This is a genomic window from Kushneria aurantia DSM 21353 (genome assembly GCF_000382245.1).
Classification (GTDB): Bacteria; Pseudomonadota; Gammaproteobacteria; order Pseudomonadales; family Halomonadaceae; genus Kushneria; species Kushneria aurantia.
Genome location: NZ_KB907874.1, coordinates 23,018 through 48,433, shown reverse-complemented (window position 1 = coordinate 48,433; position 25,416 = coordinate 23,018). Strand labels below are relative to the sequence as shown.

Here is a 25,416-nt window from a genome sequence, read left to right as displayed (position 1 = left end):
GGATTTTCAAGTCGATGCCCTTAGGGATGCCGACAGCCGCGCGACGCAATCCATGACCTGACGACGGATGGAACCATGCCCGACTCGCAATCCGGCCGGCGCTCGAGCGCCGGCCGCGTACTGCTGGCGCTTGCTCTGCTGCTGACCGCCGGCGCTGCCGTGTGGTGGTTTGTACTGCGCGACAGCCCGGCTGCGCCCGCCGGGCCCGCAGCGCCACCCGGCAGCAGTGCCCGGGCAGTATCGGCCATCACGGTCGAGCGCGGCAGTTTCCCGGTTACGGTCACGGCGCTGGGCACCCTGCGCTCACTGGGCAGCGTCGAGATTCGCCCACAGATTCAGGGACGCCTGACCGCCATCAACTTCGAGGAGGGCCAGCGCGTCAGCGCCGGTGACGTGCTGGCCCGCCTCGATGACAATACGCAACAGGCGCAGCTGGCTCAGGCCAATGCCCAGCTGACCCAGAGCCAGGCACAGCTGACCAACGCCCGCTCGGACCTGCAGCGTTATGAAGATCTTGTGCGGGCCAGCAACATCTCGCGCCAGCAGCTGGAGAATCAGCGTCAGCTGGTGAGTCAGTACCAGGGTGCGGTGGAAGCCGCTCGCGCCGGCGTCGAAGAGGCTCGCGCGCGACTTGCCTATACCGTGCTGCGCGCGCCCACCGACGGCATCATCGGTCTGCGCAACGTCGACCCCGGCAATATCGTCTCCAGCGGCGACGACGCGCCCATCACCACTCTTGACGCGCTCGATCCCATCTCGGTGGTATTCGCCCTGCCCCAGCGCCATATCCGCGAACTGCGGCGGCTGATGCCGGATTCCCCGCCAACTGTCAGGGTGATCTCCGGCGACGGCGATGAGATGCTCGCCAGCGGCCGCCTTTCGGCACTCGACAGCGCCCTGGATACCGACACCGGGACGCTTTCGATGCGTGCCCGGCTGCCCAACGCCGCGGGCGCGCTCTATCCCAACACCTTCGTCAACGTCGAGGTGGTGCTGCGCACCCTCGACAACGTGGTGCTGGCGCCGCTGCCGGCCATCGTCCACGGTGACGAGGGCAACCACGTTTATGTGGTCAACGACGACGGCATCGTCAGCCGCCGCAGCGTCGAACTCGGACCCCGGGATGATCGCCGCGCAGTGGTCGACAGCGGGCTGGAGTCCGGCGAGCGGGTGGTAGTCGACGGCGTCGACCGGCTGCGCGACGGCACCGAGGTGCGGGTGGTGCGCAGCGCGCTACCGGGCGAGGCCGAGCAGCGAGTCGCCAACGACGGCGCATCATGAATCCTTCGCGGCCCTTTATTCTGCGCCCGGTCGCCACCTCGCTGGTGATGCTGGCCATCCTGCTGGCCGGCCTGCTGGCGCTGAGACTGCTGCCGGTCGCCTCACTGCCCGAAGTGGAGTACCCCACCATCCGGGTTACCACGCTCTATCCCGGCGCCGGCCCGGAGGTGATGCTCTCCCACGTCACCGCGCCGCTGGAGGAGCAGTTGGGCGAGATAGCCGGACTCGAGGAGATGCGCTCGACCAGCAGCGGTGGCGCTTCCCTGATCACCCTGCGCTTCGGTCTCGACAGCGATGCAGGCGTAGCCGAGCAGGAGGTGCAGGCGGCGCTTGACCAGGCGGCCAGCCTGCTGCCCGCCGAACTCCCCATGCCGCCACGCTATGATCGCGTCAACCCTGCCGATGCGCCGGTGCTGACGCTGGGCATCCGCTCCGCTTCGCTGCCTCTGACGCGCGTCTACGACCTGGTCGATACCCGCCTCGCCCAGAGCCTTTCACAGGTCAGCGGGGTGGGCCTGGTATCGATCTCCGGCGGCCACCAGCCGGCGGTGCGCATCGAACCCGACGCGCGCCGACTGGCCGCCCACGGCCTCGACCTCGAAGCGCTGCGCGGCGTCATCGACGCCGCCAACGTCAATATGCCCAGGGGAAGCCTGTCGGGGCCCTACCGGGCACTCTCCATCGACGCCAACGACCAGCTCACCTCGGCGGATCAGTACCGCGACCTGATCGTCGCCTACAGCAACGGCACACCGCTGCGGCTGGACGATGTGGCGCACGTCAGCGAAGGGGCGGAGAACGCCTGGCGCGGCGCCTGGGCCAACGGCGAGCCGGCGCTGATTGTCAATGTACAGCGCCAGCCCGGCGCCAACGTCACCCGGGTGGTCGACGCCATCCGCGCACGGCTACCGGCGCTGCGTGACAGCCTGCCGGAAAATATCGACATCGAGGTGCTGGGCGATCGTACCCGCACCATTCGCGCGGCGCTCGACCACACCCGCTTCGAGCTGATACTGGCGATGGCGCTGGTGGTGATGGTCACCTTCCTGTTCCTGCGTAACCTGCCCGCTACGCTCATTCCCGCTCTGGCGATCCCCATGTCGCTGATAGGCACCTTCGGCGTGATGTATCTGGCCGGCTTCAGCCTCAACAACCTGACGCTGATGGCACTGACCATCGCCACCGGCTTCGTGATCGACGATGCCATCGTGGTGCTGGAGAACATCATGCGCCATCGGGAGGCCGGCGAATCGCGCTTGCAGGCGGCACTGAGCGGCGCACGGGAGATCTTTTTCACCATCCTGTCGCTGACCGTATCGCTGATCGCGGTGCTGATTCCGCTGCTGTTCATGCAGGATGTGATCGGCCGGCTGTTTCGCGAATTCGCCATCACCCTGGCCATCGCCATCGCCATCTCGGCGTTCGTGTCGCTGACGCTGACGCCCATGCTGTGCGCGAAAATGCTGAAAGATCGCGACACAGCGCATGACGCGGCAACCGATCGCCACCGCGGCAGACTTTTCACGCACCTGGCAAGGGGCTATGAGCGCGCTCTCGACGTCGTGCTGCGCCATCAACGGCTGACGCTGACGGCGGCGGTGGCCACCTTTGGCATTACCGTGGTGCTCTATCTGCTGGTGCCGCAGGGGCTATTCCCGCAGCAGGACAGCGGCGCCATTCGCGGCATCAGCGAGGCCGATCAGTCCGTTTCGTATCAGGCCATGGCGCGCCATCAGCAGGCGCTGGCCGAGGCACTACGGGCCGACCCGGCGGTGGAGAGTCTCGCCGCCAGCGCCGGCGTAGGGGAGGACAACCCCACCCTCAACACGGGCCGCTTCGATATCCAGCTCAGGCCCCGTAGTGAGCGCGGCCCTATCGACAGCGTGATCGAACGCCTCGAGGCGCGCGCCGCCGAGGTGCCGGGCATAAAACTCTATCTGCAGCCGGTACAGGAGCTGACGCTGGATGACGAGGTGAGCCGCTACCCCTGGCTCGTGACGCTCACCAACCCCGACCGCGAGACGCTTGACGACGATGTCGAAGCGCTGCTGACACGGCTGCGCGAAGCGCCCGCGATCGCCGACGCCGCCAGCGACCTGAGCCGCGACGGCCTGGCACTGGCGCTGACCATCGATCGGCAGCGTGCCGGACGGCTGGGTATCAGCGTCAGCGACATCGACACCGCCCTCTACAACGCCTTCGGCCAGCGCCAGATCTCGACCATTTTCACCCAGTCCAACCAGTACCGGGTGGTGATGAACCTGGCCACAGCGGACCAGAGCGGCCCGTCGGCGCTGTCGCAACTCTATCTGCAAAGCGACAGCGGCGAGATGGTGCCGCTCGATGCGCTGGTCAGCGTCGCGGAGCGCCGCGCCGCGCTATCGCTGTCACGCCGCGATCGCCTGCCAGCAGCAGGCATCTCGCTGGCCGTGGCCGACGGCCATTCGCTCGAGCAGGCTTTCGCTGCCCTCGAGCAGGCCCGCCACGACACCAATCTCGACGCCGCGACCGAGCTTGACCGGCAGGGCGCGGCACAGTACTTCGCCGCTTCGAGCGCCAGCACCCTGTGGCTGATTCTCGCCTCGGTGGTGGTGATGTACATCGTACTGGGCATACTCTACGAGAGCGTCATTCATCCGCTGACGATTCTCTCCACCCTGCCCTCGGCCGCCATCGGCGCACTGCTGGCACTACTGCTGAGCGGCCAGAGCCTGGGCATGGTGGCCGTGATCGGCATTATTCTGCTGATCGGTATCGTCAAGAAAAACGCCATCATGATGATCGACTTTGCCCTGGCCGGGCAGCGCCAGCAGGGGCTTGCGCCCTTCGACGCGATTCGCCGCGCGGCGCTGTTGCGCTTTCGCCCCATCATGATGACCACCCTGGCGGCACTTTTCGGCGCCCTGCCACTGATGTTCGCCAACGGTTACGGCGCCGAGCTGCGCCAGCCGCTGGGGCTGGTGATGGTCGGTGGACTGCTGGTCAGCCAGCTGCTGACGCTTTTCACCACGCCGGTCATCTATCTCTTCTTCGAACGGCTGGCCACCCGCCGGGATAGCCATCGTGAGCACGGCGCGGCCACCGAGCGCGCGCCATGAATATCGCCGCGCCCTTTATCCATCGACCGATCGCCACCTCGCTGCTGACTCTGGCGGTGCTGCTGGGGGGCGTGCTGGCCTGGGCGCGGCTGCCGGTGGCACCGCTACCGGCGGTCTCCTTCCCGACGCTGATGGTCACCGCCAGCCTGCCCGGCGCCAACCCGGAAACCATGGCCTCGACGGTCGCCACGCCGCTGGAGCGCTCACTGGGGCAGATCGCCGGTATCAGCCAGCTCACCTCCTCCAGCAGCGAGGGCTCGACCCGTATCACCGTTCAGTTCGACCCCGGCAAGGACATCAACGAAGCGGCACGCCAGGTACAGGCGGCGATCAATCGCGCCGAGGCGCTGCTACCCAGCGCCATGACCGACTCGCCCACGCTGCGCCGGCTCAACCCTGCCGAGGCGCCGATCATGATATTGACGCTGACCAGCGCCGAGCTCGACAAGGGCAGTCTCTATCGCCTTGCCGACGAGCAGGTCGCGCCGCTGATCGCCCGCGCCCAGGGGGTATCGCGGGTCAGCGTGGGCGGCAGCGCCTCGCCGGCGGTGCGGGTATCGCTCAACCCGCGCCGGCTTGAGAGCGCCGGCATCGGTCTCGATCAGGTTCGCCGGGCGATCGTCGCGACCAACAGCAACACCCCCACCGGCTTTACCCAAAACGAGCACTACCGCTGGCGCATCGACAGCGCTTCGCAGCTTTTTGACGCCGCAGCTTACCGCCAGCTGGTGATCGCCCGCAGCGGCGAGCACGTGGTGCATCTAGGCGATGTCGCCGAAGTCGACGAAAGCGTCGAGGACCAGCACAACATCGGCTTTTACAATCGTCAGCCGGCGGTCGTGGTGGTCATCAGCCCCACCGTCGATGCCAACGTGATCGACACCATCGCGAGCATCCGCGAGCGCCTGCCGCAGATCCGCGACGCCCTGCCGGCCAGCGCCGAGCTGCGGGTGATGCTCGACCGCTCACCGGGCATTCGCGCCTCGCTGGCGGAGACCCAACTGACATTGCTGTTGGCGGTAGCGCTGGTGATCCTCGTCATTCTCGCCTTTCTGCGCAGCCCGCGTGCCACCCTGATCCCCGCCGCGGTGATCCCGGTATCACTGCTGGGCACCTTCATGGTGATGTTCGCGCTGGGCTTTTCCCTTAACACTCTGTCGCTGATGGCGCTGATCATCGCCATCGGCTTCGTGGTCGACGACGCCATCGTGGTGGTGGAGAACATCTCGCGCCATATCGAAGCGGGAATGAGCGTGCGCGAGGCCGCGCTGAGCGGCGCCCGCGAGGTAGGCTTCACGGTGCTGTCGATGAGCCTGTCGCTGGTGGCGGTGTTCATTCCCATGCTGCTGCTGGGCGGTTTCGCCGGCAGCATGTTTCGCGAATTTGCCGTGACGCTGTCGGCGGCGGTACTGATGTCGCTGCTGGTGTCGCTGAGCCTGACGCCGATGCTCTGCTCGCGCTGGCTGGGGCGGAAAAACGGCATACGCCGGCCGGGGCCCGTCGAACGCAGCCTGACCCGCTTCGGCGCTGTCGTGCTGCGCGGTTACGCCACCACGCTGGATATCGCCCTGCGCCACCGGCGCCTGACGCTGGTGTCGCTGCTGGCGGTCATCATGCTCAACGGCTGGCTCTATGTGCATATCGACAAGGGCTTCATCCCCTCCCAGGACACCGGCCGCCTGATCGGCGCGTTACAGGCCGATCGCAGTATCTCCTTCGACGCCATGGCCGCCAAACTGGAAGAAGTACGCGACCGTCTGCTGGCCGACGACGACGTGGAGAGCGTGCTGGGCTTTCTGGGCGGCAACGGTCCGGGCGGTGGCGGCATCAGCTCGGCGACGCTGTTCGTTACCCTCAGCGACGACCGCCAGCAGAGCACCAACGCCACCGCCAATCGGCTGATTGCGCAGCTGAGCGATATTCCCGGCGCGCAGGTGTTCATGCGCGGTCTGTCGGACGTGCAGATCGGCGGGCGCTCGTCGAGCAACAGCCAGTACGAGCTGACGCTCAAAAGCGACGACCTGGCGCTGCTGAATGAGTGGTCGTCGCGGGTTGCCGAGGCGCTGCGCGACATGCCGCAGATTACCGGTGTCGACAGTGACAACCTGAGCGGCGGCCAGGCGGTGCGGCTGGTGGTGGATCGCGACCGCGCCGCACAGCTGGGACTCGACATGCGCGAGATCGACCGGTTGCTGGGCAACGCCTTTGCCCAGAGCCGCGTCAGCCGTCTCTACGAGGGCACCAGTCAATACTTCGTGGTGATGGAAGTGGCCGAGCGCTGGCGGCGCTCGGCGCAGTCGCTGGAGATGCTGCATATCGTCAACGACGACGGCACCCCTGTACCGCTTGCCGCCTTCAGCCACTTCGCGCGCAGCACCAGCCCGATCAGCGTCAATCACCAGGATCAGTTCGCCGCCGCCACGCTCTCCTTCAACCTGATGGACGGCGTGGCACTCTCGGAGGCGACCGACGCGATCGAGCAGCGCCTTGATGAACTGTCGCTGCCTGTCGACGTGCAGGCGGATTTCGAGGGCAGCGCGGCCAGCTTCCAGAGCAGCGCGACGACCATGCCGCTACTGGTGCTGGCGGCGCTGATCACGGTCTATCTGGTGCTGGGCATCCTCTACGAGAGCACCGTTCATCCGCTGACGATTCTCTCCACCCTGCCCTCCGCCGGTATCGGTGCGCTGCTGGCGCTGATGCTGCTGGACATGCCGTTTTCGCTGATCGCCATGATCGGCATCATCATGCTGGTCGGGGTAGTGAAGAAAAACGCCATCATGCTGGTCGACTTCGCCCTCGACGCCGAACGCAGCCGCAATCTGGACGCCCTGACGGCGGTACGCGAGGCAGCGCTGGTGCGCTTTCGGCCCATCATGATGACCACCCTGTCGGCCATTCTGGGCGCCCTGCCGCTGGTGCTCGGCAGCGACGAGAACGCCGCCCTGCGCGCCCCGCTGGGCGTCACCATCATCGGCGGTCTGATCGTCAGCCAGCTTCTGACCCTCTATACCACCCCGGTGGTCTATCTCTATCTGGACCGCCTGCGCAGGCGCCGCCAGCCGAACGCCGGCGTCTGAGCGCAACAGGCGATCAGGCGCCCGTGATCAATGTTCTGCCGTTTTAATGAAAACGTCGTTCAATAAAACACTTTTATACGTTCTTCATCAAATGGTAACGTAACCCTGTCGATACGACAGCCGCGACAATAATGTCACAACAGCACCGGCATACAACACCAAACCCGGCAAGGAAAAAATTCATCATGTCTCAACTTCAGACCCCCCGACAGTGGAAGGCGCTGGCGCTTGCCCTGAGCGTTTCCGCCGCCATGGGCGCCACCGCCGCCCACGCCGATCCGGCCAGCGAGCAGACCATCGAAGCGCTGCGCGCCGAGCTGCAGCAGATGCAGCAGCGCCTCGAGCGGCTCGAAAGCGAACAGCAGCAGACCGTTTCGCAGTCCAGCAGCGACCAGACGCTGGCGCAGCAGAACCAGGCCGCCATCGAAGAGATGCAGCAGGTGCAGTTCAGCGGCCTGTTCGAGTTCGGCTACAACTACCAGGACTGGAGCGATTCCAGCAAGGACAAGGGCGGCGATCTCGGCTTCAACAAGCTGATTCTGGGCGTGGATGGCGACATCGATCAGTTCACCTACTCCATGCAGTACCGCTTCTACGACGGCTACAACTTCCTGAAAAAGGGCTGGCTGGGCTATAACATCGACGACGCCAACACCGTCAAGGCGGGTCTGATGCAGACGCCGTTCGGCAACCTGCCCTACGGCTACCTGGGCTGGTACGGCAACCTGCCCTATCTGGCCGGTTTCAACGACAACCAGAACGCCGGCCTGATGTGGGAGAACACCACCGGCGCCTGGGACACCTCGCTGGCCTTTTTCAAGGCCGACAACCTGGGCGGCAACGAGCACTACGGTGCCAATGCCAACGGTGATAGTGCTCAGGGCAACGAAGAGGTCAACCAGCTGGCCGCGCGGGTGGCCTACACCTTCGGTCAGGGCAGCGACTACACCACCGAGGTCAACTTCTCGGCCAAGGGCGGTCAGCTCTATAACAACAATACCAATGACAGCGGCAGCAACTGGTCGGCGGCGGCAGGCGTCAGCGGCAGCTACGGCAACTGGCTGGCGATGGCCCAGGCCACCACCTATAAGTACGACGCCGAGAACGCACCTGAAGACCAAACCGGTATCTCCGACAACGTCATTCAGGTCGGTGCCTTTGCCTTTGACTACCTGATCCCCGCCGAGGGCGAAATGTACTCGGCGAGCCTTGGCTACAGCATGCCGGTCAGCTGGGGCCCGGTAGAGAACGTCTACTTCTACAACGACTTCAGCTATATCGCTCCCAACGGCGACTACTCGCCCTACGGTGGCGGCTTCGGCAACGTCGACAATCCGATGTTCAACGACATCGGCGTGCAGTTCACCGCCGGCCCCTACTACCTGTGGATGGACTTCGCCTCGCAGAAGAACGCGCTGGGCTACTTCGGCGCGGGAGAAGCCAACAAGTGGGATACGCAGTTCATCACTACCTTCGGCGTCAACTTCTGATCGCCTCGGCCAGCACATAAAGTGCTGACAGGGCCCGGCTCAATGAGTCGGGCTTTTTTGCGCGTGCCTTCAACGCACGCCTTCGATAGCAAAAATCGCTGTCCACCCTTTTTTCGCCGCGCGATGAAGACAGGCGCTACACCAGACTTTCGAAGTTCTCCAGCCCCTCGGCGAAGCGCCGCTTGTACGTCTCGAACAGCGTGCCATCGCGTTTGAAGGCGCGCAGCACCGCCTCGCGGCTGAAATCGACCACCTCGGGCGCCTGCGCCAGCGTCTCGATATCCGCCAGGGCATTGAAACCAAGGCGCTCACCGCCCTGGCTGCGCCGATACCAGTGGGTAAAACCAAAGGTGGTGAAAAAGGCTTCCAGCCGCGGATCGTCGGTCGCCACCCGCATGGCGGTGGACTCCCCCAGCCGACTGACCAGCCGCCGCCCGTACCCTCGGCCGCGCCGTGCCTCGGGGGTGGCCAAAAGCCTCAGCTCGACGCCGCGCCCCTCCACCTCGAGGGTCAGCAGCGCCAGCGAAGCGATGCGCTCGTGGTCGTCGCAAAGCGACACCACCCGTGCCGACTCCTGCTCCAATAGCCGGCTGCTGCCGGCAAATTCGACAAGGGGTGCAAGTCCCGCCTCGCGACCGAAGACGCTCGCGCACAGCATGGCAAGGCAGGCATCGCGGCGCTCGGCGCCGCTAACGTAGGAAATCTTCAAGGCAACATCCGAAGCTGGTGAATGCCGCCATGATGCCACGTGCGCCGCTCGAGCGGCCATCCATGACGCTGCCCGAGAAGTCGTATCGGCATGGCGCGGTCATATCCCTGACACTTTTTCACACCAGGGTTGATGACGTTGCGGATCACAACACCTCAGGGAGCGATCGATGCATAACGTCACAAGAGTGCTCGCCTCCACGGCGATGGTTTCCGGCCTTGCCCTCTCCACCATGCCGGCAATGGCCGCCACCGAAGTGGTCTGGTGGCACGCCATGGAGGGCAGCCTGGGCGAAAAGGTCAACGAAATTGCCGACAACTTCAACGCCTCGCAGTCCGACTTCGTGGTCAAACCGGTCTACCAGGGCACCTACATCGAGAACATGACCGCCACCATCTCCGCCTTCCGCGCCGGCAACCCGCCGGCGATCAGCCAGATCTACGAGGTGGGCACGGCGACCATGATGAACGCCGAAGGCGCTATCTATCCGGTCTATCAACTGATGGCCGACAGCGACCAGCCCTTCGACCCCAATAACTACATTGCGGCAGTCACCGGCTACTACAGCACCCCCGACGGCGAGATGCTGTCGATGCCGTTCAACTCCTCAACGCCGGTGGTCTACTACAACCGCGACATCTTTCAGGAAGCCGGTCTCGACCCCGACAACCCGCCTACCAGCTGGCCGGAACTGGCCGCAGCGGGCCAGCAGATCGTCGACAGCGGCGCCGCCGCCTGCGGCTTTACCACCACCTGGCCGAGCTGGATTCAGCTGGAAAACCTGACCGCCCGCCACAACATTCCCTTCGCCAGCGACGCCAACGGGTTTGGCGGCCCCTCGGCACGGCTGGAGTTTCAGCAGAGCGACGCGGTAATCCAGCACATTCAGAATCTGGTCGACTGGCAGCAGAGCGGCGTTTTCAACTACGGCGGCCGCATGGACCAGGCCTCGCCGCAGTTTTTCACCCAGGACTGCGCCATGCTGATGGCCTCTTCGGCCAGCTACGCCGCGGTGCGGGATAACAGCGCAAACTTCGACTTCGGCGTCGCCCCACTGCCGTACTACCCGGAGGTCATCGATCCCCCCGCCAACTCGATCATCGGCGGCGCCTCGCTGTGGGTCATGCAGGGCCACTCCGACGCGGTCTACGACGGCGTGGCGGCCTTTTTCCACTATCTCTCCTCGCCGCAGGTGCAGGCCGACTGGCACCAGTTCACCGGCTACCTGCCGATCACCGAAGCGGCCTATGAGCTGACCCGCGAACAGGGCTTCTACGCCGACAACCCGGGTACCGATGTGGCTCTCGAGCAGTTGACCGGCGGCCAAACGGGTGAATATTCACGCGGTATCCGGTTGGGCAACATGCCGCAGATCCGCGAGGCGATCGAAGGCGAACTGGAAGCCGCGCTCAACGGTGACAAGAGCGCCGAGCAGGCCATGCAGGATGCCGCCGCACGCGGCAACCAGCTGCTCGAACGTTTCGAACAGAGCGTCAATTAACGTCGCTCTCGATCCCCCGTGAGGCGGCTCACGCCGCCTCACGGGGGTTGCTTTTGTCATACCGGAACCCTCTCCAATGGCTACGTTCCAGCGTCACCGCGCTTTTCCCTGGCTGTTGCTGCTACCGCAGCTGGCCATCGTGGCGATCTTCTTTTTCTGGCCCGCCTTCCAGGCGCTACGCCGCTCCTTCTACGTGCAGGACGCCTTCGGCCTCGGCGAGCGCTTCGTGGGGCTTTCCAACTACGTCGCCGTACTGACCTCCGCACTATGGCAGCAGGCACTCGTCAATACGCTGCTGTTCAGCGCCAGCGTGGCGCTGGGGGCGATGTCGATCGCGCTGCTGCTGGCCACCCTCGCCGACCGTGTGCTGCGCGGCGCGAAAGGCTATCGCACACTGCTGATCTGGCCCTACGCCGTGGCACCGGCCGCCGCCGGGGTGCTGTGGCTGTTTCTGTTCGACCCGAGTCTGGGAATCATCAGCAGGGCGCTGGGCAGCCTGGGTATCCACTGGAACCAGCGGCTCAACGGTGGTCAGGCCATGCTGTTGGTGATCATCGCCTCCGTGTGGCAACAGATGAGCTACAACTTCATCTTTTTTCTCGCCGGTCTGCAGAGTATCCCCGCCAGCCTGCTGGAGTCGGCGGCGATCGACGGCGCCGGCCCCTGGCGGCGTTTCTGGACCATCACCTTTCCGCTGCTGTCGCCCACCACCTTCTTTCTGCTGGTGATGAATACCATCTACGCCTTCTTCGAGACTTTCGGCACCATCGATACCACCACCGGCGGCGGCCCGAATAACGCCACGACCACCCTGGTTTACAAGATCTATCAGGACGGCATCGTGGGACTCGATCTGGGGGGCTCGTCGGCGCAGTCGGTAATTCTGATGGTGCTGGTGGGACTACTCACCCTGATTCAGTTCCGCTACGTCGAGCGGCGCGTTCAATACTACTGAGAGCCGGGAGAACACGACCATGCGCTACCGCCGTCCCGGGCTGGACGTTGCTACCCACGTCATACTGATCATCGGCGCGCTGATCTTCATGCTGCCGGTGCTGCTGGCGCTGATGGCCTCCACCCACACGCTGCCCTCGCTTTTATCGGGCGGCCTGGCCCTGCTGCCCGGCAGCGAGGGGCTTGACCACTATATCCAGCTACTGACGCAGCCCGCCGGCGGTGTGGCGGTGCCCACCTGGCGACTGATGCTCAATTCGCTGATCATGGCGCTGGGCATTGCGGTGGGCAAACTGACGATCTCGATCATCGCCGCCTATGCCATCGTCTTTTTCCGCTTTCGCTTTCGCATGCTCTGCTTCTGGCTGATCTTCGTCACCCTGATGCTGCCGGTAGAGGTGCGTATCGTGCCCACCTACGGGGTGGTCGCCGATCTGGGCCTGCTCAACAGCTACCCCGGGCTGATTCTGCCGCTGATCGCCAGTGCCACCGCCACCTTTCTGTTCCGCCAGTTCTTTCTCACCCTGCCGCCGGAACTTCTGGAAGCGGCGCGCCTCGATGGTGCCGGCCCCTGGCGCTTTTTCCGCGACATCCTGCTGCCGCTGTCGAAGACCAATATGGCGGCGCTTTTCGTGATCATGTTCATCTACGGCTGGAACCAGTACCTGTGGCCACTGCTGGCCGCCAGCGATGCCGACTACGCCACCCTGGTGATGAGCCTCAGGCGACTGACTATCGCCCAGGACGGTGTTCCCCCCTGGCAGTTGGCCACCACCATGACCGTGCTGGCACTGCTGCCACCGGTGGCGGTGATCGTCCTCATGCAGCGCTGGTTCGTCAAAGGCCTGGTCGATTCGGAGAAATAAGCATGTCCACCCTGACACTCGAACGCCTGAACAAGACCTATGGCGGCAATGTACAGGCCGTGCGGGGCGTTGATCTCGACATCGCCGATGGCGAACTGATCGTGGTGGTCGGCCCCTCCGGCTGCGGCAAGTCGACACTCTTGCGGCTGATTGCCGGTCTCGAGGAGATCAGCGACGGTGAGCTTTGCATCGACGGCCAGCGGGTCAACGATAGCGAACCGGCCGGCCGCGATATCGCCATGGTGTTCCAGAACTACGCGCTCTATCCGCATATGAGCGTTTACGACAACATGGCCTACAGCCTCAAAAACCGCCGCACGCCGAAAGAAGAGATACGCCGCCGGGTGACGGAGACCGCGCGCCTGCTGGCCATTGACGACCTTCTCGAACGTCGCCCGCGCCAGCTTTCCGGCGGCCAGCGTCAGCGCGTCGCCATGGGCCGCGCGGTGGTGCGCCAGCCGAAGGTGTTTCTATTCGATGAGCCACTCTCCAACCTTGATGCCAGCCTGCGGGTGCAGATGCGCCAGGAGATCCGCCGGCTGCAAAAGCGCCTCGGGGTGACCTCGGTCTACGTCACCCATGACCAGGTGGAGGCGATGACGCTGGCCGACCGACTGGTGGTAATGAACGGCGGCCGGATCGAGCAGATCGGCACCCCCATGACGCTCTTCAATCAGCCGGCGACACGTTTCGTGGCCGGTTTCATTGGCTCACCGGCGATGAACTTCATCGACCTGGCACATGCCGAGCAGACGCCCTGGCTGCCCGCCTCGACGCCGGGCGGTGCCCTGACGGCAGGCATCCGCCCCGAACACCTGCAGCTGGTGACGGCGGGCAGCGGCGATCTGCCGGGGCGTATCGAAATGGTCGAGCCGCTGGGGTCGGAGAGCCTGGTGCATGTACGCCTCGGCGAGCACGATCCCCTGCTGGTAGTGCGCCTGAGCGGCGATGAGCTGCCCGCAGCCGAACAGCCGACCGGGGTGGCGATCAACGGGCCGGTGCATCTTTTCGACAGTGATGGACGGCGGCTGCCATAAACGCCAGGCTGAAGTCAGTCTTCAATCGGGAGCACTGACATGCCACTACCTCGCCTGATCGCTCACCGCGGCCTGTCGGCGCACGCCCCGGAAAATACCCTGGCGGCAGTTCGCGCCGCCTCCGATGCCGGCTGCGACTGGGTGGAACTGGACGTGCAGCTGCTCGGCGACGGTACCCCGGTGATCTGGCACGACGACAACCTCGAGCGCTGCAGCAACAGCCGCGCGCGACTGGTCGAACTGGAACGCGACGAACTCGCCATGCTGGATGCCGGCAGCTGGTTCGGGGCACGCTTTGCCGGCGAGCCGATTGCGCTGCTCGACGACGCTCTGGCGCTTCTGGCCGAGCGCGGCATGGGGCTCAATCTGGAACTCAAGGTGGGCAGCGGGCGCGATCCGGTGGCGCTGGCGCAGGCAGTGGTGCCACGGCTGAAGAATTTTCTGGCGCCCCACGGGCTACTGGTATCGAGCTTCGACCGCCAGGCACTGGAGAGTGCCCGCGAACTCGACAGTGAGCTGCCGCTGGGCCTGCTCTACACCAGCATACCGCGCCGCTGGGCGGAGGATGCCCGGCGGCTGCGTCCGCTCAGTGTTCACGCCGACTGGCGCCGTTTCGATCAGGAGCGCCTGATCGAAATTCGCCGCGCCGATATCGCCGTGTACGCCTATACCGTCAACGACCCGGAGGCCTTCAAACCCTGGTGGGAGCACGGCGTGACCGGGGTGATCAGCGACGACCCGACGCTATTCAGGGACAGCTGACACAGGCTCAGAAGAACAGCTGGCGCAGCGCCTCGCCCGGATCGGGCTCACGCATGAAACGCTCGCCGACCAGGAAGGCGTTGACGCCGCCGCTGCGCATGCGCGCCACGTCGTCGCGGGTGGCGATGCCCGATTCGGTTATCACGCGCACGCCCTCCGGTACCCTCTCCAGCAGCTCGAAGGTGGTCTCCAGCCGCGTATCGAAGGTGTGCAGGTCACGGTTATTGATGCCGACCAGCGCCAGATCGAGACTGAGCGCGCGCTCCAGCTCCTCGGCGCTGTGTACCTCGACCAGCACATCCATGCCCAGCCTGATGGCCAGCTCGTTGAGCTCGCGCATCTGACGATCTTCCAGTGCCGCCACGATCAGCAGGATGGCATCGGCACCCATGGTGCGCGACTCATACACCTGCCACGGGTCAATGATAAAGTCCTTGCGCAGCACCGGCAGCTGGCAGGCGCCGCGCGCGGCGATCAAAAAGCGCTCGCAGCCCTGGAAGTAGTCGACATCGGTGAGCACCGACAGGCAGGCGGCGCCGCCCGCCTCGTAGCGCCGGGCGATCTCCACTGGGTCGAAGTCGGCGCGGATCACGCCCTTCGACGGCGAGGCCTTCTTGACCTCGGCGATGACCGCCGCATCCCCGGCGGTCATGCGCTGATTGAGTGCCGCCGCGAAACCGCGCGTGGCTGGCGCCTGCTCGGCGCGGGCGCGCAGGGTCGTCTCGCTCAGCGCGGCGGAGCGTTCGGCCACCTCTTCATGTTTACGCGCGATGATGCGCGACAGAATGCCGGGCAAAGTGCTCATTGCGGTGTAGTTCCCTGATAAGAAAGCGTTCCGGAACCGTTGTTGCACCTTGAGCAGGCTTCCGCAAGGGCGCTGTGACCCCGTCCATGGGCGCTACTTTCGCCACCCCTGGCGAAAGAGCCCCCTGCTTCAGTCTGCTCTCGGCTCCGTAACATCTGATGTTTTGAAATAGCCATCGACGTGACAAGCCGGCACCGGCAGCTCGTCATGCTCGTTCGCCACCCAGGCGGCTGGAAAACTCGGCCAGCGCGTCCATTTTGGCCAGCCCCTGGCCCTGCGACAGCGCCTCGCGCACGCTGGCGACTCCCTCGGCGATCGAGCCGGCGACATCGGCGACATAGAGTGCCGCGCCGGCGTTGAGCGCCACCATATCGGCGGCGGTCCCCTCGCCACGCAGCGCGGACTGCACCAGCGCCAGGCTCTCCTGGCTGGTGGCGGCGCGCAGACTCTCCAGCGACTGGCGCTCGAGCCCCACCTCTTCCGGCGTCAGGCTGTACTCACTGATATCGCCGTCACGCAGCTCGGCGACCCGGGTGGGGCCGGCGATCGACAGCTCGTCGAGGCCATCGTCGGCGTGCACCACCAGCACGTGGCGGCTGCCCAACCGACGCAGCACCTGCGCCATGGGCACCAGCAGATCGGGGCTATAGGCGCCGATCACCTGGCAGGTAGCGCCGGTAGGATTGGTCAGCGGACCGAGAATATTGAACATGGTGCGCACGCCCAGCGCGCGGCGCACCGCCACCGCGTGGCGCATCGCCGTATGGTGGTTGGGAGCGAACATGAAGCCCACCCCGACCTCCTCGATACAGCGCGCAATCTGCTCACTGTCGAGTTCCAGCGAGACGCCGGCAAGGGCCAGCAGATCGGCACTGCCCGACGAAGACGACACGCCGCGCCCGCCGTGTTTGGCCACCCGCGCGCCGCACGCCGCGGCGGCAAAGCTGGCCGCCGTGGAGACATTGAAAAGCCCGGCGCCATCACCGCCGGTGCCGACAATATCGACCACATGATCGGCGTCGATGGTGACCGGATGCATCAGCTCGCGCATTACCATCACGGCGGCGGTAATCTCGTCGAGCGCTTCGCCCTTCATCGCCAGGCCGATAAGAAAGCCGCTCATCTGCATGGGATCGGCCTCGCCGCCCATGATGATGTGCATCACACTGCGCATCTCGTCGAGGCTGAGGTCCTCACGCCGACAGAAGCGGGCGATCGCTTCCTTGAGTTCCATATTGTGGTCTCCACGCAGTCAGCCCGTGCGCGCGGCCACCCTCCCCGGGTGGCGTCACGGGCCGCGAGTGATCAGGCCTCGGCGTCCACCGGCTGTTGATCGCCGGTGACGCTCTCGCCGAGGAAATTCTGCAACAGCTCATGGCCCTGGCGCGACAGAATCGACTCGGGATGAAACAGCACTCCCTCGACCGCCAGCTCGCGGTGACGAATGCCCATGACCACCCCGGGGGTGACATCATCGGCTACCGTGGTGGCGGTGATTTCGAAGCATTCGGGCAGGCTTTCACGCTCGAGTATCAGCGAGTGGTAACGGGTCACTTCGAGCGGGTTATCGAGCCCGGCAAAGACGCCACGGCCGTCGTGTTCGATTATCGAGGTCTTGCCGTGCATCACCATCGGCGCGCGCACCACGCGCCCTTCCCAGACCTGGCCGATGGCCTGAAAGCCGAGGCAGACGCCCAGGATCGGCACCCGGCCGGCGAAGTGGCGGATCAGTTGCAGCGAAATACCGGCCTCGTCGGGGCTGCAGGGGCCGGGGGAGATCACCAGATGGGTGAAATCACGCTGCTCGATCTCCTCGAGGCTGAGGGTATCGTTACGGATGGTATCGACCTCGGCCCCCAGCTCGCCCAGATACTGGACGATATTGAAGGTGAAGCTATCGTAGTTATCGATCATCAAGACTTTCATGATCATATTCCTTTATCGACCGGAAGGCAGGGCGCAACGTCGGTTTTGACATCGATCACGCCACGCCTGCGGTAAAGCCGCCACGACGGCGACTCTATTCGAGATTATCCAGCCCGCGTTCGGCCATGGCGACGGCGCGGAACATGGCGCGACGCTTGTTGAGCGTCTCCTGCCATTCGCTGTCGGGGTCGGAGTCGGCCACGATACCACCACCCGCCTGGACGTGCAGTTCGCCGTCCTTGATTACGGCGGTGCGGATGGCGATGGCCATATCCATATTGCCCTGCCAGGAGAGATAGCCCACCGCGCCGGAGTAGATGCCGCGCTTGACCGGCTCCAGCTCGTCGATCACTTCCAGCGCGCGAATCTTGGGCGCCCCGGAGAGCGTACCAGCGGGAAAGGTGGCGCGCAGCACGTCGAGCGGCCCCAGTCCCGGTTTAAGCTGCCCGGTAACGTTGGAGACGATATGCATGACATGGGAGTAGCGCTCGATGGTCATGCGGTCGGTAAGCGTTACGCTACCGCTACGGCTGATGCGGCCGACGTCGTTGCGGCCCAGGTCGATCAGCATGACGTGCTCGGCGATCTCCTTGGGATCGCTCAGCAGCTCCTGCTCCAGCGCGCTGTCCTCCTCTTCGCTGGCACCGCGATGGCGGGTGCCGGCAATCGGCCGCAGGGTGACCTCCTCATCCTCGAGCCGCGCCAGAATCTCCGGCGAGGCGCCCACCACATGATGGTCGTCGAGGTTGAGAAAGAACATATAGGGCGAAGGATTGAGACTGCGCAGTGCGCGGTAGAGATCCAGCGGCGGCGCGCTGTAGCCGATGGTCATGCGCTGGGACGGCACGCACTGCATCAGATCGCCGGCGGCGACATATTCGCGAATACGCCTGACAGCATCCTTGTAGCCCTGCTCCGAGAAGCTGGCGAAGAAGTCGTCCTCCGCCACCCCGTTGCGGCCGGTGCCGGGGCTGGCACTATCGATCGTGGCGGTGCGCAGCTGCGTCTCCAGTGCCTGAAGCCGCTCACCGGCACGCTCAAGCGCCTGCTCCTCGGCGGGGTCGGCATGCACCACCAGCGTCAGGCGACCGGAGAGGTTGTCGAACACCACGACCTCTTCGGCAACCATCAGCAGAATATCGGGTACGTCGATGGGATCGGGCTTTTCGACGCCGCGCAGGCGCGGCTCGATCAGGCGGATCGTGTCATAGCCGAAATAGCCCACCAGGCCGCCGTCGAAACGCATCGACTCACCCAGCCGGGGGGCGCAAAAGCGGCTGCGGAACTGTTCGATCCAGGCCAGTGGGTCGTCGCTCTGGGTGGCCCCCTGGAGGTAACCGTCAACGTAGTGGCGCACGGTGAAACCGCGTATCTCGATGCGCTCGCGGCACGGCAGGCCGATAATCGAGTAGCGGCCCCACTTCTCGCCCCCCTGGACCGATTCGAGCAGAAAGCTCCAGGGCGCATCGGCCAGCTTGAGGTAGGTCGAAAGCGGCGTTTCGAAATCCGCCAGCACCTCGCGGGTCACGGGAATACGGTTATAGCCCTGAGCGGCCAGCTCGGCAAAGCGCTCGTCGTTCATCATGTTCGGCGATCCTGTAGCAGGAGAATTGGCGTGGCGGTGCGGAGGTCAGGATCACCAGCGCCAGCGCTTGATATCCCGCATCAGACCGGGAGAGAGCGCTTTCGGGAACATGGCAGCGATTCGCAAGCTGAAGGATTCCTTTGATGGCGAAATAAAGGGCACTGTCAGAGCATAAAGCAGGTTAAACCCTAAACGAGTTCCCCCAGCGAATCAACCACATGATCAGGGCCCAGAGCGGCGGCACCCTGACCGTGATTATAACCGTAACTCACTGCCAGAGAACGGAAACCGGCGTTTTTAGCGGCATCGATATCGCTTCCGGAGTCGCCCACCATCAGCGCCTGCACCGGCGCCACACCATAGTGCTGTGCCGCGTGCAAAAGCGGCGCCGGGTCGGGCTTTTGCGTAGCGAGGGTGTCACCCCCCAGGCGCAGTTCGAAAAACTCACCAATACCCAGATGCGTCAGCAGCGGATCGATAAAACGGCTCGTCTTGTTGGTGATCAGCACCTGAGGCAGACCGCGTTCGCGCATGGCCGTCAGGCAGTCACGCACCCCGGGATAGAGATGGGTATGCACGACCAGGTTGTCGGCATAGCAGCGCATGAAGGCCTCGAACGCCGCGTTGAGCAGCGCCTCGTCGGGGCCGTTTTTGAAAGCGCCGGCATGGCTCAGAGCCCTTTCGACCAGCTTGTGCGTGCCGTTGCCGATCCACTCCAGGGTATTGGCCACCCCTGCCGGCGCAAAACCCCGCTCGGTCAGGGTGTGGTCAAGTGCCAGCGCCAGATCGGGCGCCGAATCGATCAGGGTACCGTCGAGGTCGTAGGCAATCAGGCGGATGTTATCGAGGGCAGGATGCATGGTCGAAATTCCGTTGTGGGTATCGGATCATGACAGACTATATTAGCAGCTGTGTCCGGCCCGATGACGCCGCGGCGCAGCGATTTATTCCGGAGATGGCGCAACGGATGACAACGCCTCGTATCGTAGTGGTCGGCGGCGGCGGCGCCTCGGCGCGTGGCGTGCTGGTCGATCGCATCAATACCTTTATTCGGCCGCGGCTCAAACTGCACTGAGGCTCATCTCACCCTGAACCCGCAATAGCGTCGAGCGCCCCGGCGCCACCCTTTTCGATCAACGCCAGTCGCCGCGCACGCCCCATCGCCTTGACCCGCCGCTCGGCGCGCAGCGCCGAGCCATGCTCGCCTATCACGGTCTGAAAGCGCAGCCTGAGCGGCCCCTTGCCGCGCAGGGCACGAGCGCAGCGCGCGCCCCCGGCCTGATGCTCGGCGAAACGGCGTGCCACATCGGTGGTAATGCCGGTGTAGAGCTGACCGAAACGGTTTTCGACGATATACAGCCACCACTGCGCCGGTACCTCCTTTGCCGCTTCACTCATCTGCTGCGCTGCAAAAGCGGCTGGCGAAAGGCCTTGATGATGCTGTCGTAGCGGTTGGGGTCCTGGTCGCTGCGTTTGGAAAATATCGACGAACCGGAAACAAAGGTGTCGGCACCGGCGTCAAAAATTTCACCGATGTTGTCCGGATTGATGCCACCGTCGACCTCAAGGCGAATATCAAAGCCACCGGCATCGATCATCGCCCGCGCCATGCGCAGTTTGTCGAACATGGCGGGAATGAACGACTGACCGCCAAAGCCCGGGTTGACCGTCATCACCAGCAGCATGGACAGCTTGTCGAGCACATGATCGAGCGTCGACAGCGGCGTCGCCGGGTTGAGCGCAAGCCCCGCAGTAGCGCCGCCGTCGAGGATCAACTGCAGCGAACGGTCGATGTGCAGGGTCGCCTCGGGGTGGAAGGTGATATGGGTGGCACCGGCATCGAGGAAGGCGCGGATCAGATCATCGACCGGTGACACCATCAAATGCACATCGATATCGGCGGTCACGCCATACCGGCGCAGCGCCTCGCAGATCGGCGCGCCGAAGCTCAGGTTGGGCACGTAGTGGTTGTCCATCACGTCGAAATGGACCATGTCGGCGCCGCTGGCGAGCACGTCGTCGACCTCCTGCCCCAGCCGGGCGAAGTCGGCGGATAGAATGGAGGGCGCGATTCGAAACGGTTGCTGCACGGTGGATTACCCCCTGAAAGGATGGGAGGCACCGGACTCTACGTTCGGCGCCCGGTGCCGCACTGGGCGAGCTGCATGACAGGGCAATTTACTCCAGCCGCCGCCCGGATTTGAAGTGATCGTGGCATCATTGTCGTCACCACTCCCTGCCCCGGAGCCTTTCATGGCGACTCGCAACGCCTTTATTGTGACTGCCGCCCTGACGCTTGCCAGCCTGACATCAAGCGCCCTGGGCGCCGAAATGCCGATCATCGAAGGCGAACGCTTTCATCCGCTCACCGCCCGGCATGGCATGGTGGTCACCAGCCATGAGCTGGCGACCCGTGTGGGGCGCGACATGCTGCGCGGCGGCCGACATCACGCCGGGTTGGCTTCTCATGCTAAAAAGATATAAAAAGAATAATTGTAATATCCAGAGGTTTTTTATAGCCTTGCCCGAAATTCACTGCGCTGTGTCGCGCCCCGAGCAGCGCGGATCACTCATTTCGGGAATTCATCATGCTGACCACCTCGCCGCTGCGCCACGCCGCGCTGGCTGCCACACTTGGCCTTGCCTTCGCCGGCAGTGCCGCTCAGGCTGCCGATCGTACCCTGCTCAATGCCTCCTACGACGTCTCCCGCGAGCTGTTCGCCGACCTTAACCCGCAGTTTGTCGAGCAGTGGCAGAACGACCACGATGAGACGGTAGAGATTCAGATGAGCCATGCCGGCTCCTCGACCCAGGCGCGCGCCATTCTGCAGGGGCTGGATGCCGACGTAGTGACCTTCAATCAGGTCACCGATGTCAACGTGCTGGCCGAGCAGGGCGGCCTGATCCCCGAGGACTGGCAGTCGCGCCTGCCCAATCAGAGCTCGCCCTGGTACTCGACCATGGCGTTTCTGGTTCGCGAGGGCAATCCGCACAATATCCAGAGCTGGTCGGACCTGGTAGGCAGCGACGTGTCGCTGATCTTTCCCAACCCCAAAACCTCGGGTAACGGTCGCTACACCTATCTCGCCGCCTGGGCCGCCACCCAGCAGAACAACGACGGCGATGAACAGGCCACGCGCGACTATATGCGCCAGCTGCTGCGCAATGTCGAGGTGTTCGACACCGGTGGCCGCGGCGCCACCAACACCTTTGTCGAGCGCGGTATCGGCGATGTGCTGATCACCTTCGAATCCGAAGCCAACGGCATCGTGCAGCAGTACGGCGAAGACGACTATGACGTCATCGTGCCGCCGGTGGATATCATGGCCGAGTTCCCCGTCACCTGGGTCGATGAAAACCTCGACAGCGACGCCGACAGAGCGCTGGCGAAGGCCTATCTGGAATTTCTCTACTCCGAGCCGGCCCAGCGCACCCTGGCCGAGAACTACTACCGCGTGAATGACGAAAACGTCAGCGAGGAGTTCGCCGACCGCTTCCCGCAGACCGATATGTTGCGCGTCAACGATGTCTTCGGCAGCTGGGATAACGTGATGCAGACGCACTTCGCCAGCGGCGGCACGCTCGATCAGCTGCAGCGTCGCTGATCGCCATGCGCGCCAGGGTACTGCCGGGGTTCACCCTCTCGCTGGGGGTGACCCTGCTTTTTGTCTCGCTGATCCTGCTGTTGCCGATGACCAGTCTGGTGGGCCAGCTCGCCGGGCTGTCGTGGAGCCAGTACTGGGCGGCGATCACCGACCCGAGGCTGCTTGCCAGCTATCGCGTTACCCTGCTGGCAGCCGCCACGGCGTCGCTTTTCAACGCCCTGTTCGGCCTGCTGCTCGCCTGGGTGCTGGCACGCTATGCGTTTCCCGGCAAACGGGTGCTGGATGCGCTGATGGACCTGCCTTTCGCGCTGCCTACCGCGGTGGCCGGCATTACGCTGGCAACGCTCTATTCGCGCAACGGCGCGATAGGCGCGCTGCTGGCGCCCTACGGCATCGAGATCGCCTATAGCTGGCTGGGTATCGCGCTGGCGATGGCCTTTACCAGCGTGCCCTTTGTGGTGCGCACCGTGCAGCCGGTGCTGGAAGATCTACCGACCCGCACCGACGAGGCAGCGCTGACGCTGGGCGCAAGCAATTTCTACGCCTTTCGGCGGGTGATCTGGCCGCATATCCGCCCGGCGGTGATCACCGGCACCGGGCTGTCGTTCGCCCGCTCGCTGGGCGAGTTCGGCGCGGTAATCTTCATTGCCGGCAATATGCCCTATGAAACCGAAGTGGTGTCGCTGATGCTTGCCACCCGGCTGGAGGAGTACGACTATGCCGGCGCCGCGGCCATCGCCTCGGTGGTGATGCTGGTATCGCTGCTGCTGCTGCTGGCAATCAATCTGTGGCAGGGGCGCTTCTATCGCCGCCTGCACGGCGGGAGCTTTCCAGGATGAGACGTATTGGCGATGCGCCGGCCACCCGCGCCATTCTGATCACCCTGGCCACGCTGCTCACCACCCTCTTTCTGGTGGTACCGCTGGCCAGTATCTTCTATCAGGCGTTTGCCGAAGGGCTGGCTCCCTTCTGGCACAACCTTAGCGACCAGTACACTCGCCAGGCGATCATGCTGACACTGCTGATCGCACTCGTGACGGTGCCGGTCAACCTGGTCTTCGGCGTCTTTCTGGCCTGGCTGGTGACGCGCTTCAGCTTCCCCGGCCGGCGGCTTTTGCAGACCTTTATCGATATCCCCTTCGCTGTCTCACCAGTGGTGGCGGGGCTGCTCTATCTGCTGCTGTACGGCCGTACCGGCTGGTTGGGTAGCCTGCTCTCGGAGGCCGATGTACAGCTGATGTTCGCCTGGCCCGGCATGGTGCTGGTGACGATCTTCGTGACCTGCCCCTTCGTCGCCCGCGAACTGATTCCGCTGATGCAGGCCCAGGGCAGCGCCGATGAAGAGGCGGCGGTGACGCTGGGCGCCGGTGGCTGGACGCTGTTTCGCCGCGTCACGCTGCCGAAAATACGCTGGGCGCTGGTTTATGGCGTGATTTTGACCAATGCCCGCGCCATCGGCGAATACGGCGCGGTGGCCATGGTCTCCGGCACCATTCGCGGCGAAACCGTCACCCTGCCGCTACAGGTCGAACTGCTCTATCAGGATTACAACACGGTGGGCGCCTTTACCAGCGCCGCTCTACTGGCAGCGATCGCGGTGGTGACGCTGGTGGTCAAGGGGGTACTGGAGTGGCACACCCAACGGCGAGGAAAGCGTCACGCATGAGTATTCGCGTTCACAACGTCTCGCGGCGCTTCGGCGCCACCACGGCGCTCGAGCCGCTGTCACTGGATATCGCCGCGGGCGAGATGGTTGGCCTGCTGGGGCCTTCGGGGTCGGGCAAGACCACCCTGCTGCGCATCATCGCCGGGCTGGAAACGCCCGACAGCGGCACCATTCACTTCGGCGATCGCGACGTTACCCGGGTGCACGTGCGCAAGCGTCGGGTCGGCTTCGTGTTCCAGCACTACGCCCTTTTTCACCATATGAGCGTCTTCGAAAACGTCGCCTTCGGCCTGCGCGCCCGCCCTGCCGCCGAACGCCCGGACAACGACGAGATCAAGCGCCGCGTTCGGCATCTGCTCGAACGCGTCAAGCTGGACAGCATGGCCGAGCGGCTGCCCGCCCAGCTCTCCGGCGGCCAGCAGCAGCGCGTGGCGCTGGCGCGAGCACTGGCGGTAGAGCCCGAAGTGCTGCTGCTCGACGAGCCCTTCGGTGCGCTGGATACCCGCGTGCGCGTCGAACTACGCCGCTGGCTGCGCCATCTGCACGAGGAGTTCGGCTTCACCAGCGTGTTCGTTACCCACGACCAGGAAGAGGCGCTGGAGCTCTCCGACCGGGTGGTGGTAATGAGCGACGGCCGCATCGAGCAGGTGGAGGCGCCGGCAACCCTTTATCGCTCGCCGGCCAACCGCTTCGTGTTCTCCTTTCTGGGCGAAACCAACCGCTTCGAGGGCGAGTTTCACCACGGCCGACTGGTCAACGGCGAGGCCTGGATCAGCGTCGATGCACGCCCCGGCGCCGCCGATGAAGTGTTGATGCGCCCGCATGAACTGGTGGTCACCACCGAGCCCGACGAAATGGCCCACCTGCCGGCCCGGGTTGACGCCATCTCGCCGGTGGGCAGCGACGTACGCCTGGAGCTGAGTGCCGAGTGGATGCGACACCCCTGGCAGGTCAGCCTTGCGCATCACGAGCACGAACGGCTGGGACTCGAGCGCGGCAGCCACTGCTGGCTACGGCCCACCCGACTGCACCGCTTCGAGCGCAGCTGATC

Annotated in this window: 22 protein-coding genes; 14 read left to right on the top strand and 8 right to left on the bottom strand. The window is 64.5% G+C overall.

The window, feature by feature from the left end; all coding sequences use genetic code 11:
• The first annotated feature begins 75 nt into the window (after window positions 1-75).
• From H146_RS19090 to H146_RS0110510, 4 genes are all read left to right on the top strand, one after another.
• Complete coding sequence (locus H146_RS19090) at window positions 76-1,281, top strand: efflux RND transporter periplasmic adaptor subunit (RefSeq protein ID WP_019951838.1); 1,206 nt, start codon at window positions 76-78, stop codon at window positions 1,279-1,281.
• Window positions 1,278-4,379, top strand: coding sequence for an efflux RND transporter permease subunit (locus H146_RS0110520; protein WP_019951837.1), 3,102 nt, complete (start codon window positions 1,278-1,280; stop codon window positions 4,377-4,379). The genes H146_RS19090 and H146_RS0110520 overlap by 4 nt, the downstream gene beginning before the upstream one ends.
• Complete coding sequence (locus H146_RS0110515) at window positions 4,376-7,459, top strand: efflux RND transporter permease subunit (protein WP_019951836.1); 3,084 nt, start codon at window positions 4,376-4,378, stop codon at window positions 7,457-7,459. Before H146_RS0110520 ends, H146_RS0110515 begins: the two co-directional genes overlap by 4 nt.
• Window positions 7,460-7,644: 185 nt before the next feature.
• Window positions 7,645-8,949 (top strand): porin family protein, encoded by a 1,305-nt coding sequence (locus H146_RS0110510; protein ID WP_019951835.1) that lies wholly within the window; start codon window positions 7,645-7,647, stop codon window positions 8,947-8,949.
• Between the two features lie 136 nt (window positions 8,950-9,085).
• Here H146_RS0110510 and H146_RS0110505 read toward each other — a convergent pair whose 3' ends face one another.
• Window positions 9,086-9,658 carry a hypothetical protein gene (locus H146_RS0110505; RefSeq protein ID WP_019951834.1) on the bottom strand — a complete coding sequence of 191 codons (573 nt, stop codon included), beginning with the start codon at window positions 9,656-9,658 and terminating at the stop codon, window positions 9,086-9,088.
• Between the two features lie 169 nt (window positions 9,659-9,827).
• Here H146_RS0110505 and ugpB point away from each other — a divergent pair, with 169 nt between their 5' ends.
• The 5 genes from ugpB to H146_RS0110480 all read left to right on the top strand — a co-directional run bounded on the left by ugpB (window position 9,828) and on the right by H146_RS0110480 (window position 14,778).
• Window positions 9,828-11,159, top strand: coding sequence for a sn-glycerol-3-phosphate ABC transporter substrate-binding protein UgpB (gene ugpB / locus H146_RS0110500; protein WP_019951833.1), 1,332 nt, complete (start codon window positions 9,828-9,830; stop codon window positions 11,157-11,159).
• Between the two features lie 76 nt (window positions 11,160-11,235).
• Window positions 11,236-12,114: a sn-glycerol-3-phosphate ABC transporter permease UgpA gene (ugpA, locus tag H146_RS0110495; RefSeq protein WP_019951832.1), complete on the top strand. Its 879-nt coding sequence runs from the start codon at window positions 11,236-11,238 to the stop codon at window positions 12,112-12,114.
• A gap of 19 nt (window positions 12,115-12,133) precedes the next feature.
• The gene (gene ugpE, locus H146_RS0110490) at window positions 12,134-12,979 is read left to right on the top strand and encodes a sn-glycerol-3-phosphate ABC transporter permease UgpE (RefSeq protein WP_019951831.1); all 846 of its coding nucleotides are present in this window, start codon (window positions 12,134-12,136) and stop codon (window positions 12,977-12,979) included.
• Between the two features lie 2 nt (window positions 12,980-12,981).
• Window positions 12,982-14,016, top strand: a complete 1,035-nt coding sequence (gene ugpC / locus H146_RS0110485; protein WP_019951830.1) for a sn-glycerol-3-phosphate ABC transporter ATP-binding protein UgpC — start codon at window positions 12,982-12,984, stop codon at window positions 14,014-14,016.
• Window positions 14,017-14,055: 39 nt separating this feature from the next.
• Complete coding sequence (locus H146_RS0110480) at window positions 14,056-14,778, top strand: glycerophosphodiester phosphodiesterase family protein (RefSeq protein WP_019951829.1); 723 nt, start codon at window positions 14,056-14,058, stop codon at window positions 14,776-14,778.
• Between the two features lie 7 nt (window positions 14,779-14,785).
• Here the strand turns inward: H146_RS0110480 and trpC are convergent, their stop codons facing one another.
• The 7 genes from trpC to rpe all read right to left on the bottom strand — a co-directional run bounded on the left by trpC (window position 14,786) and on the right by rpe (window position 21,184).
• A complete protein-coding gene (gene trpC, locus H146_RS0110475) occupies window positions 14,786-15,583 on the bottom strand; it encodes an indole-3-glycerol phosphate synthase TrpC (protein WP_019951828.1) in 798 nt (265 codons plus the stop codon).
• A gap of 205 nt (window positions 15,584-15,788) precedes the next feature.
• A complete protein-coding gene (gene trpD / locus H146_RS0110470; RefSeq protein WP_019951827.1) occupies window positions 15,789-16,817 on the bottom strand; it encodes an anthranilate phosphoribosyltransferase in 1,029 nt (342 codons plus the stop codon).
• A gap of 71 nt (window positions 16,818-16,888) precedes the next feature.
• Window positions 16,889-17,509: an anthranilate synthase component II gene (locus tag H146_RS19085; RefSeq protein WP_019951826.1), complete on the bottom strand. Its 621-nt coding sequence runs from the start codon at window positions 17,507-17,509 to the stop codon at window positions 16,889-16,891.
• A gap of 94 nt (window positions 17,510-17,603) precedes the next feature.
• On the bottom strand, window positions 17,604-19,091 hold the full coding sequence (trpE, locus tag H146_RS0110460; protein ID WP_026351913.1) for an anthranilate synthase component I: 1,488 nt from the start codon (window positions 19,089-19,091) through the stop codon (window positions 17,604-17,606).
• 191 nt (window positions 19,092-19,282) lie between these two features.
• Window positions 19,283-19,954 carry a phosphoglycolate phosphatase gene (locus H146_RS0110455; protein WP_019951824.1) on the bottom strand — a complete coding sequence of 224 codons (672 nt, stop codon included), beginning with the start codon at window positions 19,952-19,954 and terminating at the stop codon, window positions 19,283-19,285.
• A gap of 223 nt (window positions 19,955-20,177) precedes the next feature.
• On the bottom strand, window positions 20,178-20,492 hold the full coding sequence (locus tag H146_RS19080) for a GIY-YIG nuclease family protein (protein ID WP_019951822.1): 315 nt from the start codon (window positions 20,490-20,492) through the stop codon (window positions 20,178-20,180).
• Window positions 20,489-21,184 carry a ribulose-phosphate 3-epimerase gene (gene rpe, locus H146_RS0110440; protein WP_026351912.1) on the bottom strand — a complete coding sequence of 232 codons (696 nt, stop codon included), beginning with the start codon at window positions 21,182-21,184 and terminating at the stop codon, window positions 20,489-20,491. The genes H146_RS19080 and rpe overlap by 4 nt, the downstream gene beginning before the upstream one ends.
• Before the next feature lie 163 nt (window positions 21,185-21,347).
• On the opposite strand from rpe, the gene H146_RS0110435 reads away from it, so the two are divergent.
• The 5 genes from H146_RS0110435 (at window position 21,348) to H146_RS0110415 (ending at window position 25,414) form a co-directional block, all read left to right on the top strand.
• The gene (locus H146_RS0110435) at window positions 21,348-21,578 is read left to right on the top strand and encodes a hypothetical protein (protein WP_019951820.1); all 231 of its coding nucleotides are present in this window, start codon (window positions 21,348-21,350) and stop codon (window positions 21,576-21,578) included.
• A 104-nt stretch (window positions 21,579-21,682) separates the two neighbouring features.
• Window positions 21,683-22,699 carry a thiosulfate ABC transporter substrate-binding protein CysP gene (gene cysP / locus H146_RS0110430; RefSeq protein ID WP_019951819.1) on the top strand — a complete coding sequence of 339 codons (1,017 nt, stop codon included), beginning with the start codon at window positions 21,683-21,685 and terminating at the stop codon, window positions 22,697-22,699.
• 5 nt (window positions 22,700-22,704) lie between these two features.
• Entirely contained in the window at window positions 22,705-23,538 is an 834-nt protein-coding gene (cysT, locus tag H146_RS0110425; protein ID WP_019951818.1) for a sulfate ABC transporter permease subunit CysT, read from the top strand.
• The gene (cysW, locus tag H146_RS0110420; RefSeq protein ID WP_019951817.1) at window positions 23,535-24,365 is read left to right on the top strand and encodes a sulfate ABC transporter permease subunit CysW; all 831 of its coding nucleotides are present in this window, start codon (window positions 23,535-23,537) and stop codon (window positions 24,363-24,365) included. Before cysT ends, cysW begins: the two co-directional genes overlap by 4 nt.
• Complete coding sequence (locus tag H146_RS0110415; RefSeq protein ID WP_019951816.1) at window positions 24,362-25,414, top strand: sulfate/molybdate ABC transporter ATP-binding protein; 1,053 nt, start codon at window positions 24,362-24,364, stop codon at window positions 25,412-25,414. Before cysW ends, H146_RS0110415 begins: the two co-directional genes overlap by 4 nt.
• The last annotated feature ends 2 nt before the right edge of the window (window positions 25,415-25,416 follow it).